This window comes from Streptomyces sp. NBC_01241, from assembly GCF_041435435.1.
Lineage (GTDB): Bacteria > Actinomycetota > Actinomycetes > Streptomycetales > Streptomycetaceae > Streptomyces.
In genome coordinates this window covers 6,429,252-6,441,969 of the sequence record NZ_CP108494.1, presented here as the reverse complement: position 1 = coordinate 6,441,969, position 12,718 = coordinate 6,429,252, and the positions used below count along the sequence as shown (strand labels likewise).

Genomic DNA, 12,718 nt, shown 5'->3' with positions numbered 1-12,718 from the left:
CCGCTCGGCGGCAGGGCGGTACCGCAGCAAGATAACGCGACATATCCGACTTTTGGTGCAGCATCAACCTTGCGGGCGTTCCGCAGGGTCAGACTTCCGGCCTCAACATCGGCGGGTTGAGTACCGTCGCCGCACCGGCCCGGAATAGCTGGGCAGGGCGACCGCCCTGCCGGGTGGTCGTTCCGCCGGCAGGCACCAGGAAGCCTGGCGTGCCTGTCACCTTGCGGTGAAAGTTCCGCGGGTCGAGAACCACTCCCCACACCGCCTCGTACACCCTCCGAAGCTCACCGACCGTGAACGCCGACGGGCAGAAAGCGGTCGCCAGGGAGGAGTACTCGATCTTGGAGCGCGCCCGTTCCACCCCGTCGGCAAGGATCTGCGCGTGATCAAAGGCGAGCGGGGTCAGGTCCTCGCCCTCATGACCGAGCCCGCCCTCCGGCCCCAGCAGATCCTCGACCGGTGCCCAACGCGCACTATTCGCATCGCCTCCGGCCCGCGGCGCCGGCAGATCGGGGGCCAGGGCGAGGTGAGCGACGCTGACGACCCTCATCCGGGGGTCACGCCCGGGGTCGCCGTAGGTGGCGAGCTGTTCAAGATGGGCGCCGTTGCCGACCGCCGGGGCGACAGGATCCTGGGCGCACAATCCGGTCTCCTCGACAAGTTCGCGCGCTGCTGCGGCTCCGAGGTCCTCATCGACTTTGACGAACCCGCCGGGCAGCGCCCATCGCCCCTGGAATGGCGGCTCGCCCCGGCGCACCACCAGCGCACACAGCGCATGACGGCGCACCGTGAGCACAACCAGGTCGACGGTGACAGCGAAGGGCGGGAAGGTCGACGGGTCGTAGGGCGACATGCGGTGATCATAGTCGTCTGCCTGACGATAAACACTCCCTTCGCCGTGCTCGTAGGCCTGACTACTTTTGCCGCGCACTTCGGGACGACTCCTGCGACCCAACTACTCCGGCATGATCACTCCACTCGCCGCCCGGGAACCTCCGAGGCGCCGACCACCGTCCCCCCGATTCCTCTTACACCCTCCCTTGCGGCACGAACGTCGAACCACGGTCAGCCCTCGGGACGCCACCGGCCTCGTCTCAGGGGGTTGTGCGCCGCTTCAAGACGGTGTCGTACAAAGCTTCGACCGGCCACAGCCCCCGGCTGAGGGCCGCAGGCACCGACCACGGCACCGTCGGCCCCAGTACGGTCCGCGGCCGTCCTGGAGCGGCGCGGGGTGAACCGATGGGAGCAAGCCCGCGAAGCTGCGCAGGCCGGCACCCTCCGGGCCTGCGCTCCCCGCACGGTGGGGAGCGATGATCTCGGTACCGGACCATCGAGGAGAGGTGTCACAGAGCGACGAGGGATGGCAGTCATCGACCGCTCCTGGACCCTCGACGGCTCGGGGAGACCCGCCCGGACCGGCGTCGGGCAACAGCCGCTTCCGGGCGAGCGGAGCCCGAAGAGGTCTTCCTTCGCCGAGTGGCGGCCGGGCGTACGCTGCGGGGCCGCGTCCGGTCCGGGCGTGGGCGCCGGCCCGCCCGGGCATGGCGCTCACCCCGGAGGCAGCGGCGCAGCGTCTCCGGGTCGAGACCCTGGTTGCACGCCTCGTGCAGGAGCTGAGCGAAGGTGTACCCAGGGTCCACCCGCAGAGCAAGACCCAGTGCGACCCGTGCACCCGGTTCATCACCTGTCGACCAGGAGACCCACCCGGCCAGAGTCAGCGGCGCCGCGGCGTGCTCCTCGTACGGGGCGACACAGCGACGGGACAGCGCCCGCCAGAGCCGCAACGCGGAATCGGCTTCGGGCCCTTCCATCCATTCCGCGGCCTTGTCGCGGGTTTCCCGGTCCTGCAGTCCAAGGATCACCGCGGCGGCCTCGTCGTGGCTGATCAACCGGTCGTCATTGATGTCCGACGCGGAGGGCGCCGCCACCGGCGCCTCCCTGATGCGTTTCATGAGCCTTCGGGCAAGTCCCAAGGTCTCCCGGGCCACGTCCTTGCGTCCCGCCTCGTCGAGGATCTTCGGCACCAGCTCGGCACCGGCCGAGTCGAGTGCCCGTTGCTGGTCTGCCGCCGCCCCGGTATTCAGCGGTTCGAGCCTGGCCTCCATCTCCCGCAGTGTTCCGCGCACTCGAATGCCCGCGTACGCAGCGGCGGCCGCCATCACAGAGGTACCGGGCAGAGCCATCTGGTTCCCTTCGGTCGGGCAGCAGCGGCTGTCCGGGCAGCAGTACGACCAGTACCGGCCGCCAGAGATGCAGAGTGCTTCGAGTACGGGTACGTCGAGGGCACCGCAGGCCGTACGCAGGCGCTGGGCAAGGGGCCGCAGCCGCTCCATCGTCTGGCTGCCGCTCTCGCCCCGGGCCGGATCCTGGCAGAGGAAAATGACGATCGCGTCAGGGCGCTCGCCACGCCGCTCGCTTCCCTTGATCAGACACTCGGCAAGCTGCTCGGCGACGGAGGCCCATTCCTGGGGTGACTGAGGGATGCCGAGCCTGAGCCGCCCGCCGAAGCGGCCCCGGCCGCCGTGCAGGGCGACCATGACCACGCTGTCGTTCGGGTGGAACCCCATGAGATACGGGAGGGCGTCGGCAAGCTCGGCAGGCCCCCGCAGGGTGATCTGCTGCTCGCCGACCGGACCGCTGGATTCGTGGTGCTGGTTCATGGCACGACCGTCCCGCGGGCGGCCAAATTCCGCGACCCCTGTGGATAACTTTATCCACAGGGGTGCGGGGTCGTTCGCGGTTTGTCGTAGTCATCGGGTTGCATGGGGGCATGACCAACGCAGACCGCGCAGTGCTCAGGGCTTCGGCCGATTCCGTACTTGCCCGACTCGTCGGGGACACCTCAGGTGCTGCACGGCTGCGGGAGGGCCAGTGGCGGGCCATTGAGGCACTCGTCGCCGACAAGCGCAGGGCCTTGGTCGTCCAGCGAACCGGCTGGGGCAAGTCCGCCGTGTACTTCGTCGCGACATCGCTGCTCCGGGCGCGGGGCGGCGGGCCGACCGTGATCGTCTCACCGCTGCTGGCGTTGATGCGCAACCAGGTCGCGGCGGCGGCCCGGGCAGGAATCAGCGCCCGTACGATCAATTCGTCCAACACCGAAGAGTGGGACACCGTCCAGGCCGAGGTTGCGGCCGGGGAGGTGGACGTGCTGCTGGTCAGTCCCGAGCGGCTCAACAATCCCGATTTCCGGGACCAGGTCCTGCCCCGGCTTGCCGCCGCGACCGGGCTCCTCGTGGTCGACGAGGCGCACTGCATTTCCGACTGGGGCCATGACTTCCGGCCCGACTACCGACGTCTGCGGACCATGCTGGCCGATCTGCCCGCCGGCGTACCCGTGCTGGCAACCACGGCCACCGCGAACGCGCGAGTGACCGCGGATGTCGCGGAGCAGCTGGGCACCGGCGCGGGTACGGATGCTCTCGTACTGCGTGGCCCGCTGGACCGGGAGAGCCTCAGCCTCGGCGTCCTTCAACTACCCAATGCCGCACACCGGCTGGCCTGGCTGGGCGATCACCTCAAGGAACTCCCCGGCTCAGGGATCATCTACACGCTGACGGTTGCGGCCGCCGAGGAGATCACCACGTATCTGCGCCAGTGCGGGCACACGGTGGCGTCCTACACCGGCCGCACCGAAAACGCCGACCGCCAGCAGGCTGAGGACGACCTCCTTGCCAATCGCGTCAAGGCCCTGGTGGCAACGTCCGCGCTGGGCATGGGATTCGACAAGCCCGACCTGGGTTTCGTCGTTCATCTCGGCTCCCCCGCCTCCCCCATCGCCTACTACCAACAGGTGGGGCGCGCGGGCCGCGGCGTCGAACATGCGGAGGTGCTGCTGCTCCCGGGCAAGGAGGACGAGGCGATCTGGCAGTACTTCGCATCGGTTGCCTTCCCTCCGGAGGAGCAGGTCCGGCGGACGATCGATGCTCTCGCCCAGGCGGGCCGTCCGCTTTCGCTGCCGGCCCTGGAGCCCTTGGTCGACCTGAGACGCACCCGGCTGGAGACCATGCTCAAGGTGCTCGACGTCGATGGCGCCGTCAGGCGGGTGAAGGGCGGCTGGATCGCCACGGGTGAGCCCTGGGTGTACGACTCCGAGCGCTATGCCTGGGTTGCCCGCCAACGGGCCTCCGAGCAGCAGGCGATGCGCGAATACGCAACGACGACCGACTGCCGGATGGAGTTCCTGCGCCGCCAGCTGGACGACGAGAATGCAACCGCATGCGGACGTTGTGACAACTGCGCGGGTGCTCGCTTCGACGACCACGTGTCGGGTGCGGCACTGGACGGGGCCCGGGGCGAACTCGCCAGGCCCGGCGTGGAGGTGGAACCCCGCAAGATGTGGCCGACCGGTCTCGCCGCTGTGGGTGTCGACCTCAAGGGCCGTATTCCCGCGGGAGAGCTGTCGTTCCCCGGCCGTGCGCTGGGTCGGCTCTCCGACATCGGCTGGGGCAACCGGCTGCGTCCGATGCTGGCGGCGCAGACGGTAGATGCCCCCGTGCCGGACGACGTGACGAACGCGGTTGTGAGTGTGCTGGCCGACTGGGCCAAGGGTCCCGGGGGCTGGGCCTCTCGGGGTGAGGACGCCGCACCCCGACCGGTCGGAGTGGTCACTATCGCCTCACACAGCAAGCCGCGGCTCATCCAGTCGCTCGGCAGAGGCATCGCCGAGGCCGGCCGGATGCCCCTGCTGGGCAGTGTCACCTATGCACCGGAGGCCGATGGTGTGCGGGTCTCGCAGACCAACAGCGCACAGCGGGTTCGGGCTCTGCACGAAGCGCTGGTCGTGGAACCCGAGCTGGCCGACGCCTTGGCCACGGCGGACGGTCCCGTACTACTCGTGGACGATCTCTCGGACACCGGCTGGACACTGGCCGTGGCGGCGCGACTGCTGCGCCGGGCCGGGGCACAGGGGGTGTTTCCGCTGGTCCTCGCTGTTCAGGCGTGACGGGAGGCGTCATCCGGGCACGGCATGGGCAGGGATATCAGAGTCATTCCAGCTGATTCCCGTCAGCTGCGCCAATTGCTCGTTGCCGCCCGCCGATACGCCAGGAAGAATTGGACTCGCTCCCCGCACGGCCCTTTCGCGGCCCGGAAGGGCTGTGCCGCGGTGCGCCCTCACTCGACCCCGCCCGCACCGTGGGCGCGTATGCGAAGGGAGGACCGTGACCTTCGGATTCGCTCCGTCCGCAGCCACTTCGATATCGGCGTCTTCGGCATCCGTCGACTCCGCCAACCGCCTTGCCAGGATGCTCGAACCGGCCGAGTGGGCAGAAGCGGGCATACCGTTGCTGCGCAACCCCCGCGAGGTGGTCAGCGGCCTGCACTCCCGGCACAGGCCCGCACCGGAAACCGCTGTTGTCGCCGTACTCGACCATGAGGAACGCCTCACGGCCAGCGCCTCGTTTGCCCGCCACTCCATAACCGCGGACGGCTGGGAGTTCCGCAACGCTCTACTGGCGCACATGCGCCGGGTGATTCCGCACGACCTTCGTCGCCGCACGCCTGCCCGTACCGCCGTACTGCTCTACTGCCGTGAGGGCGACGAGCGTTGGACGGAGGAGGACGGGGCGTGGATGTGGGGCCTGCGGGACGCGTGCACATTGCACGGCCTGCGGTGCGGTGCGTACATCACGCTGACCCTCGCCGGCTGGCAGGTGTTGGGCGAGGGCCGGGGCGGGCGTCGGCCCAACTCCACATCCCGCCCGTCCGCGCTCGCCGAAACGTCGCTGGACCCTGATCCGGTTCCGCTGCGCACCGGCGGGGGTGCGGCTCAGGCACTGCGGCGCACCGCAGCACGCTGATCCGTCGTCGCGGGCCCGGCCGCCCTCTCGGGCAGCCGGGTCACCACAGTCCTTCGTCCCCTACGGATCAGACGCCGGCGCCGAGTTCTGCGTTGATCAGTTGCGGGTCTCCGCACACGATCAGCAGGGCACCTGCTCGTTCACGAGCACCGGACAGTACACGGGCAACGGCGTCACCACCGTCACCGTTGACAGCGACGACCACTACGGGCCGGGGCTTGAGCCGGTCCATGGCTGTGGCACCGGCGAAGAAGACATCGTCGCCGGCTTCGTGCTGCGCCCAATAGGCGGCCTCACCGAAGGTGAGTTCGTGCACAGCCCACGGGTGCTGTTCTCCGATGGTGAGCACCAGGATGTCGCCCGGTGCACGTCCGGAGTCGAGCAGCAGATCCACCGCTTCGTCGGCGGCGTCGAGCGCGCCGGCGACCGAGGCGGGGATCAGCTGGATCTGCGGTGCAAAACGATTCTCCGACCGTGCCGCCTGCGGCTGGCCGGAGGTGGAGTGCGGGCGCTGCGCCGGGGGCGCGGGCCTCGCGGGGCCGGGGCCCGGGCGACCCGGGCGCGGCATGGCCGCTGAACGCGGACCGGGTACAGGACGGGGGGTCGACGCGGTGCGGCCTGTGGCCGAAGGGACGCGGGGACCCTGGGCGCTCTCGTGAATCTGAGGCTCCTCGGGAGTGAGAGGCATGGGTGGTTGTCTATCAAACGCCGACGCGCAAGGCATCAGCGGGTGGGTACATGTGCGCGATCAGAAGTCGAAGCCGAGTTGGCCCCCGTTTTCCAGTGCAGCCGCCTCGGCGGAGAAGCGGACCTTCTTGAGGTGCTGCCACCTGGGCAGCGCGTCGAGGTAGGACCATGAAAGGCGGTGCAGGGGTGTGGGCCCCCACTCCTCCAGCGCGGCCCGGTGCACGGGCGACGGGTAGCCGGCGTTGGCGTCGAAGGCGAAGGCAGCGTACTCGCCGGAAGCCGCGCCCATTTCGGCCATCATCGTGTCCCGTCGAACCTTCGCGATCACCGAAGCCGCCGCGACCGCGATACAGGACTGGTCGCCCTTGATCACAGTGCGGACCTGCCAGGGCTCTCCCAGGTAGTCGTGTTTGCCGTCGAGTATCACCGCGTCGGGTCGGACTGGCAGGGCTTCGAGGGCGCGCACGGCTGCGAGGCGGAGTGCAGCTGTCATGCCCAGGTCGTCGATCTCCTGCGGAGAAGCGTCTCCCAGAGCGAACGCGGTGACCCAGCGCTCCAGCAACGGGGCCAGCTCAGCGCGGCGCTTGGGACTGATCAGCTTGGAGTCGGTGAGTCCGGCGGGAGGTCTGCGAAGGCCGGTGACGGCCGCACACACAGTGACCGGTCCCGCCCACGCTCCGCGTCCAACCTCATCGACACCGGCGACGGTCTTGGCACCAGTGGTCGCGCGCAGCGAGCGCTCGACAGTGTGCGTGGGTGGTTCGTACGGCATGGCGCCTGTCAGCGTACGCCGATGGGTACGCCGACAACACCCCGGGGCGGGCGTCGACCGACCCGGCCGCACGCCGCGCCGCGGAACGGTTTGCGGCACGGTCGTGGTCCTCGTTCTTCAGTTTGCTGCGGTACACGCGCCGGTCGAGCCTGTATGTACGCACTCGGCGGTCGCGAACAGTTGTGTCGAAGCCGGGAGAACTCTACTGAGGATCACGGACTGGAGGTGCTGCCCGGCGCCTGCGTCACATTCGTGAAGCATGGAACGCGGCACGGAACGGTGCGCTGCTCGTACCCGTCGGGCCCGCCCCGTCCGGCCCGACCCACATCAGTACGGGTCGTAGGGGTCGTACTGATCGTCTTCGTCACCGCCGCGGTCACTGCCACCGCCGCTCGTACGGGAAGCGTCGCAGCTCTGTGCCAGGTCATTCGGACCCCGCTTTCTCAGAATGCCCCGGGCCCGCGCCTCGCCCCAGCTCGTGGCGTACCACGGGGTGTCCGAGGATCGCAGCGACCGCTGGATGTCCTTGAGGGCGCAGGAGCGCAGTGGCTCGGGCAGCGTGTCCAGGGCCGGTACGGCGTCGGCCGAGAGGCCCCGGAGGTAGTCGATGTCTATCGAGTGGTCGTTGCGGTACCGCTGGACGTTCTGCTCCGCGATCAGCCCATCGGGCGAGACCAGTCCGAACGCGAGCACGGCGGCGGCTGCGCTGGCGGCGACGGCACGCGGCAGCAGGCGGGCACCGAACACGCCGGCCGCCATGATCAGGACGAGAACCACGCCGAGCCAGAGTTCCATCGCAGCCACGGATATACGCAGCCGTGTCAGACCGTACGCATCGACGTACAGGTCCATACGCCTCAGCGCGGACGCCACGACTATGAGGGTGAGCAGGCACAACGTGCCGAGCACGCTCCGTACGAGAGTGAGGTCGCTGCCCCGTCCGCGAGGAGCCCGGCGCAGGGCGATCGCGATCACCAGCAGCGTGAGGAGCGTGGCCCAGAGAAGCTGCCAGAAACCCTGACGGGCGTATTGGGAGTAGCTCAGATCGGTTTCGGCCATCACCTTGTCGTATCCGCCGAGCAGCACGGTGAGCTGGATGGCGATGAAGACGGCGAACAGCAGATTCAGCACGATGAGCGGAAGGGCCCATTCCAGCCGTCCGCTCGCCTTCCCCGGTCGAACGGTGATGCCGTCCCACCGCACCGGTACGGCTGCGCTGTACGCGGCGGCGAGCGCACCGACCAGGCCGATCACGAAGAGGAACAACCGCCAGGGGCTGTCGCCCACCGACACATCCGGGATCAGGTTGCCGAGCACGTCGGCGAAGGCGGCATCGGCGCTTGCGAACAGTGCCCCGAACACGATGAGCAGGACGACCGCCACACCAGTGGTGCGGAATACGACTCCGAGCCGGCCCCGGGAGCCTGCCATTCGTTCACGCACACCTCGCCCGCCCCAGGCCAGGCCATCGGTGATGGAACTGAACAGGCCCAGCGAACCGAGAAACACCCCGAGCCAGCTGCGACTGCCGTGCAGGGCGAGTGAGCCCAGTGCGACAGCCGATACGACCGCCAGGAAGGTGGGCCATCCGGCGTCCCGAAGTGCCGGGACGGCGAGGAGCGCAAGGCCGCCGACCGCCCAGACAGCTGTCCATGGGCGGAGTCGGCGACCGGCCGCCTGTGCGGCGAAGTATGCCGCGAGCGCTGCGGGAACCGCGACGATCAGAAGGTTCGGGCCGAGGCCGTCACCCAACAGGAGGGCGCTCAGTATCGCGGTGGCCAGGATGGAACAGAGTGTCGCGGTCCGGATGGCGGGGGGTTTGGCCGGGCGAAGTCGTGAGACCGCCGAGGCCTGGGGTCTGCCCTGCTGCCAGGGGTTGGGCGGGCGCTGTGGTCCATCCTGTCGCGCGGAGACCGGCACCTTCGGCGGCTCGGCGGCTGCGCCGCGGGGTTCCGGCATCGGGGCCTTCGACATCGCGGCCCTCCCGGCCCTCCCGGCCCGTTCCGACATCTCCGACAGCTCGGACCCCTCAGACCGCTGGGACCCCTCGGGGGCATCTTCCGGGCGAGGTGTTTCTGACGTGTGATCGGACATGGGACCCCTCCCCCACCGGGGTCTGCACACACCGCCGCTGGGCAGCGCGGGGGCACCCCGGCGTCTCATTTCGGTGCGCGCCCGTCAGAATGATCACCGTGGGCGGCGTGGCCGAAAGGGTAACTTCCCCTTACGGTTACCGGCCGTGCGAGGCAGGGCTGTGGCAGTACCGTGACAGTCGAGCGGTCCGATCGACGCACCGCGCCATCGTCATCGACATCGCCGTTGTCGCGCTTCGCCCTACCGCGGGAGCCAGTCCGGCAGCTCCTCCGTCTGTGCCGACCAGTCGGCAGGCGGTGCGCCCGACTTGCCCGCCGCGACGATCCCGCCGACGATCGCACAGGTCGTGTCGACATCGCCGCCCGCTTGGGCCGTCACCCAGAAGGCCTGCTCGAAGTCGCCGAGACTTCGCGCCGCCGACCAGAGGGCGAACGGAACGGTGTCATGTGCACTGGTGCGCCGGCCGTTACCGAGGACCGCAGCGACCGTCCCGGCATCGTCGTAGTCGAGCATGTCGCGTGCCCGGCGCAGCCCGGCGCCGACCGCGCTGCGCGGTACGAGCCCGATCACACCGTCGAGAAGTTCTGTCGGGGTGGGTGGTCCCGCGGACGCCGCCGCCAGCGAGGCAGCGGCCGCAACAGCCATCGCGCCCACGACCGCCTCGCGATGCTGATGCGTGGTGTACGAGGAGATCTCGGCCTGGTGCGTGGCCTGCTCCGGGTCGTCCGCGTACCAGGCACCGAGCGGCGCGATGCGCATCGACGAACCGTTGCCCCAGGAGCCCTGTCCGTTGAACAGCGCGGACGCCAGCTCCCGCCAGTCGCTGCCTTCCCGCACGAGCCGGAGCAGCCGGTTCACGGCGGGGCCGTATCCGCGGTCGAAGTCGTGGTGGTCTGCGAAGGAATGAGCGAGCGCGTCCTGATCGATTCGCTCGTGCCTCACCAGCACGGCCAGCACCGAAGAGGCCATCTCGGTGTCGTCCGTCCACTGCCAGGGGCCGGGTGGAAGTCCGCGCTGCTTCAGCAGCGGATAGTTGGCCGGCACAAAAAATTGGGAACCCAGCGCGTCTCCCACAGCCAGTCCACGCAGGCTGGCCAGGGCGCGCTCAAGACGTTGCTCGGAGGCAGAGTCAGCGGTTGTCATCGCCCTTCCACTCTATCCGGTGATGCCGTACGGCTCAGGGGTGCGCCAGCGTTCGAAAGGCCGGTCAAGGGTGTAGCGCCCGTCCGCTCCGAGTATCAGTGCCCTGGTCTCGCCGTTGCCCGGATTGGACAGCGATTCAAACTCGGCCACCGACCAGTGGAACCAGCGCATGCAGAACAAACGCATGGTCAGCCCGTGTGTGACCAGCAGAACGTTCGGCGGGTGGTCAGGGGCTTCGAAGCTCCGGTACAGACTCTCCAGGAAGGCCCCGACCCTGTCGTACACATCGGCCCCGGACTCGCCTTGTGCGAAGCGGTAGAAAAAGTGCCCGTAGGCATCCCGGTACGCCTTCTGCAGCCTCACATCCTCCCGGTCCTGCCAGTTCCCCCAGTCCTGCTCCCGCAGCCGCGGCTCCTCCCTCACCCGCACGCGCTCCAGGTCCAGCCCGAAGGACCGGAAGGTCTCGTGCGTGCGGCGGTAGGGCGAGACGTACACGCTGACCCGTTCGCCGTCGAACAGCTCGCGCAGCCGCACGCCCGTCTCCCTGGCCTGCCGGAGACCTGTCGCGGTGAGCTTCAGCGCATGGTCGGGCTCACGCTCGTACACCGTGTCATCGGCGTTGCCCTCGGACTCCCCGTGCCGGACGAGGACAATGCGTTGCGGTCGTGCCATGTACCGACCCTAGATCGACTGCGGCTCATTCGAGCAGTTGTCCGGACTCCATCCGACGGATGTCGGCCGTGAAGCGGCGGCGCAGCGCCCTGCCGTGGGAGACCACCACCATCGCGCCCTGCCAGTGCGCCAGCGCCTCTTCCAGCTCCTGCACCAGTCCGAGGGCCAGGTGATTCGCGGGCTCGTCGAGCAGCAGCAGGTCCGCGGGCCTGGCCAGCAGACGGGCGAGGGCGAGACGTCTGTGCTGCCCCGCGGACAGCGATCCGACCGGCAACTGGAGATCCCGGGACCGGAACAGTCCGTACGAGAGCAGCAGTTCCTCCTGTTCGTCGTCGGTGAGTGGCAGTCCCCGGCCGAATGTCGCGAGCACCCGCTCCGCAGGTCGGTACGTCGGTATCTCCTGCGCGAGGTAGCCGATTCCGCCCCGCCGGACCACGCGGCCCGCGTCCGGTTCGAGCACGCCCGCCATGACGCGGAGCAGAGTCGACTTCCCCGCTCCGTTACCGCCGTGAATCAGCAGTCTCTCGCCCGCCGCTACGGAGAGCCGGTCGACTGCGAGCCGATCGCCCACCCGTATACCCGTCAGGGACACCAGCTCCCCTTCGGTCGCACCTGCCCCGGGCCGGGCTGTGAAGCGCAGCGGGTCCGGGGGCCTGAGGACGGGCTCCTCCCTCAGTCGCTCCAGACGCTTGCGGGCATTGCGGATCCGCCCGGACACCGAGGCCTGGACCCGGCCCGCGGCCCGGTCGTACGCCATCTTGTTGTTGTCCTTGATGTCGCGGTCGGCCGCGACATCGTGGGCTGTGGTCGATGTGTACTCCTCCCGGTGTGCCTTCTCCGGAATCCCTCGTATCCACCGCCGTAGCGCACAACGGTCCGGCGGTCGGAGTCGACCTCCAGCACCGCTGTGGTCACGCGCTCAAGGAAGATCCGGTCATGGGACACGGCGATCACCGTGCCGCGGTAGGACAGCAGTGCGCCCTCCAGCCAGTCGAGAGCGGCTCCGTCCAGGTGATGGGTGGGTTCGTCGAGCAGCATCACCTCGGGGGACGCCGCGATCAGGCAGGCGATGCCGAGCCGTGCCTGCTCGCCGCCGGAGAGACTGCCGAGCCGCCGGGCCGGTCCGATGCGGGCCAGACCGAGGCCGTGCATCGCCTTGTCGACACGCGCGTCCGCTTCGCATCCCCCGCGTAGTTCGAACGCCGTGAGCAGGTCTCCGTAGGCGGCAAGGGCGGCGCGGCCGGCCGTACCGAGTGCTGCTTCGGCCTCCCGTAACTTCTGCTCCATGGTGCGCAGTTCCGCAAGGGCATCGTCGATCACGTCCTGGACCGCGCTGTCCGGCGGCAGCCTTGGCGTCTGCGCCAGCAGCCCTGTACTGCCGTCGGACGCCGTGAACGCCTCACCGGAATCCGGCCGTTCCAGGCCGGCGAGCAGGCCGAGCAGGGTTGTCTTCCCCGCGCCGTTCTCTCCCACGATTCCGATCCGCTCACCTAGTAGGGCTTTGTTAGGTACCCCGAATGTTCGGCCAGGGGTAGGGTTGTGATCTTCTTTC

At 69.1% G+C, this 12,718-nt stretch carries 11 protein-coding genes; 2 read left to right on the top strand and 9 right to left on the bottom strand.

Annotation, left to right across the window (positions count from 1 at the left end; genetic code table 11):
- Window positions 1-88: 88 nt before the first annotated feature.
- Entirely contained in the window at window positions 89-853 is a 765-nt protein-coding gene (locus OG306_RS28975; RefSeq protein WP_266907582.1) for an NUDIX hydrolase, read from the bottom strand.
- Window positions 854-1,367: 514 nt separating this feature from the next.
- The gene (locus OG306_RS28970) at window positions 1,368-2,660 is read right to left on the bottom strand and encodes a DUF4192 domain-containing protein (RefSeq protein ID WP_266749150.1); all 1,293 of its coding nucleotides are present in this window, start codon (window positions 2,658-2,660) and stop codon (window positions 1,368-1,370) included.
- A 110-nt stretch (window positions 2,661-2,770) separates the two neighbouring features.
- Between OG306_RS28970 and OG306_RS28965 the strand changes: the two genes are divergently transcribed.
- Both OG306_RS28965 and OG306_RS28960 read left to right on the top strand, forming a co-directional pair.
- Entirely contained in the window at window positions 2,771-4,942 is a 2,172-nt protein-coding gene (locus OG306_RS28965) for a RecQ family ATP-dependent DNA helicase (RefSeq protein WP_266749148.1), read from the top strand.
- 217 nt (window positions 4,943-5,159) lie between these two features.
- Window positions 5,160-5,798 carry a hypothetical protein gene (locus tag OG306_RS28960; protein ID WP_266749147.1) on the top strand — a complete coding sequence of 213 codons (639 nt, stop codon included), beginning with the start codon at window positions 5,160-5,162 and terminating at the stop codon, window positions 5,796-5,798.
- A gap of 67 nt (window positions 5,799-5,865) precedes the next feature.
- Here the strand turns inward: OG306_RS28960 and OG306_RS28955 are convergent, their stop codons facing one another.
- From OG306_RS28955 to OG306_RS28925, 7 genes are all read right to left on the bottom strand, one after another.
- Entirely contained in the window at window positions 5,866-6,486 is a 621-nt protein-coding gene (locus OG306_RS28955) for a hypothetical protein (protein ID WP_266749146.1), read from the bottom strand.
- 60 nt (window positions 6,487-6,546) lie between these two features.
- A complete protein-coding gene (locus tag OG306_RS28950) occupies window positions 6,547-7,257 on the bottom strand; it encodes a ribonuclease HII (RefSeq protein WP_266749145.1) in 711 nt (236 codons plus the stop codon).
- 327 nt (window positions 7,258-7,584) lie between these two features.
- Window positions 7,585-9,351, bottom strand: coding sequence for a DUF4153 domain-containing protein (locus OG306_RS28945; RefSeq protein ID WP_266749144.1), 1,767 nt, complete (start codon window positions 9,349-9,351; stop codon window positions 7,585-7,587).
- A gap of 240 nt (window positions 9,352-9,591) precedes the next feature.
- A complete protein-coding gene (locus OG306_RS28940) occupies window positions 9,592-10,494 on the bottom strand; it encodes an ADP-ribosylglycohydrolase family protein (RefSeq protein WP_266749143.1) in 903 nt (300 codons plus the stop codon).
- A 12-nt stretch (window positions 10,495-10,506) separates the two neighbouring features.
- Window positions 10,507-11,166, bottom strand: a complete 660-nt coding sequence (locus OG306_RS28935; RefSeq protein WP_266749141.1) for a histidine phosphatase family protein — start codon at window positions 11,164-11,166, stop codon at window positions 10,507-10,509.
- Between the two features lie 25 nt (window positions 11,167-11,191).
- Complete coding sequence (locus OG306_RS28930; protein ID WP_353962450.1) at window positions 11,192-11,758, bottom strand: ATP-binding cassette domain-containing protein; 567 nt, start codon at window positions 11,756-11,758, stop codon at window positions 11,192-11,194.
- Window positions 11,759-11,838: 80 nt separating this feature from the next.
- Window positions 11,839-12,639, bottom strand: a complete 801-nt coding sequence (locus OG306_RS28925; RefSeq protein ID WP_353962449.1) for an ATP-binding cassette domain-containing protein — start codon at window positions 12,637-12,639, stop codon at window positions 11,839-11,841.
- Window positions 12,640-12,718: the final 79 nt, after the last annotated feature.

Coding starts and splice junctions, on each gene's coding strand:
- OG306_RS28965 (WP_266749148.1), top strand. CDS start 2,771: ATGACCAACGCAGACCGCGCAGTGCTCAGGGCTTCGGCCGATTCCGTA.
- OG306_RS28935 (WP_266749141.1), bottom strand. CDS start 11,166: ATGGCACGACCGCAACGCATTGTCCTCGTCCGGCACGGGGAGTCCGAG.
- OG306_RS28950 (WP_266749145.1), bottom strand. CDS start 7,257: ATGCCGTACGAACCACCCACGCACACTGTCGAGCGCTCGCTGCGCGCG.
- OG306_RS28940 (WP_266749143.1), bottom strand. CDS start 10,494: ATGACAACCGCTGACTCTGCCTCCGAGCAACGTCTTGAGCGCGCCCTG.
- OG306_RS28970 (WP_266749150.1), bottom strand. CDS start 2,660: ATGAACCAGCACCACGAATCCAGCGGTCCGGTCGGCGAGCAGCAGATC.
- OG306_RS28945 (WP_266749144.1), bottom strand. CDS start 9,351: ATGTCCGATCACACGTCAGAAACACCTCGCCCGGAAGATGCCCCCGAG.
- OG306_RS28975 (WP_266907582.1), bottom strand. CDS start 853: ATGTCGCCCTACGACCCGTCGACCTTCCCGCCCTTCGCTGTCACCGTC.
- OG306_RS28955 (WP_266749146.1), bottom strand. CDS start 6,486: ATGCCTCTCACTCCCGAGGAGCCTCAGATTCACGAGAGCGCCCAGGGT.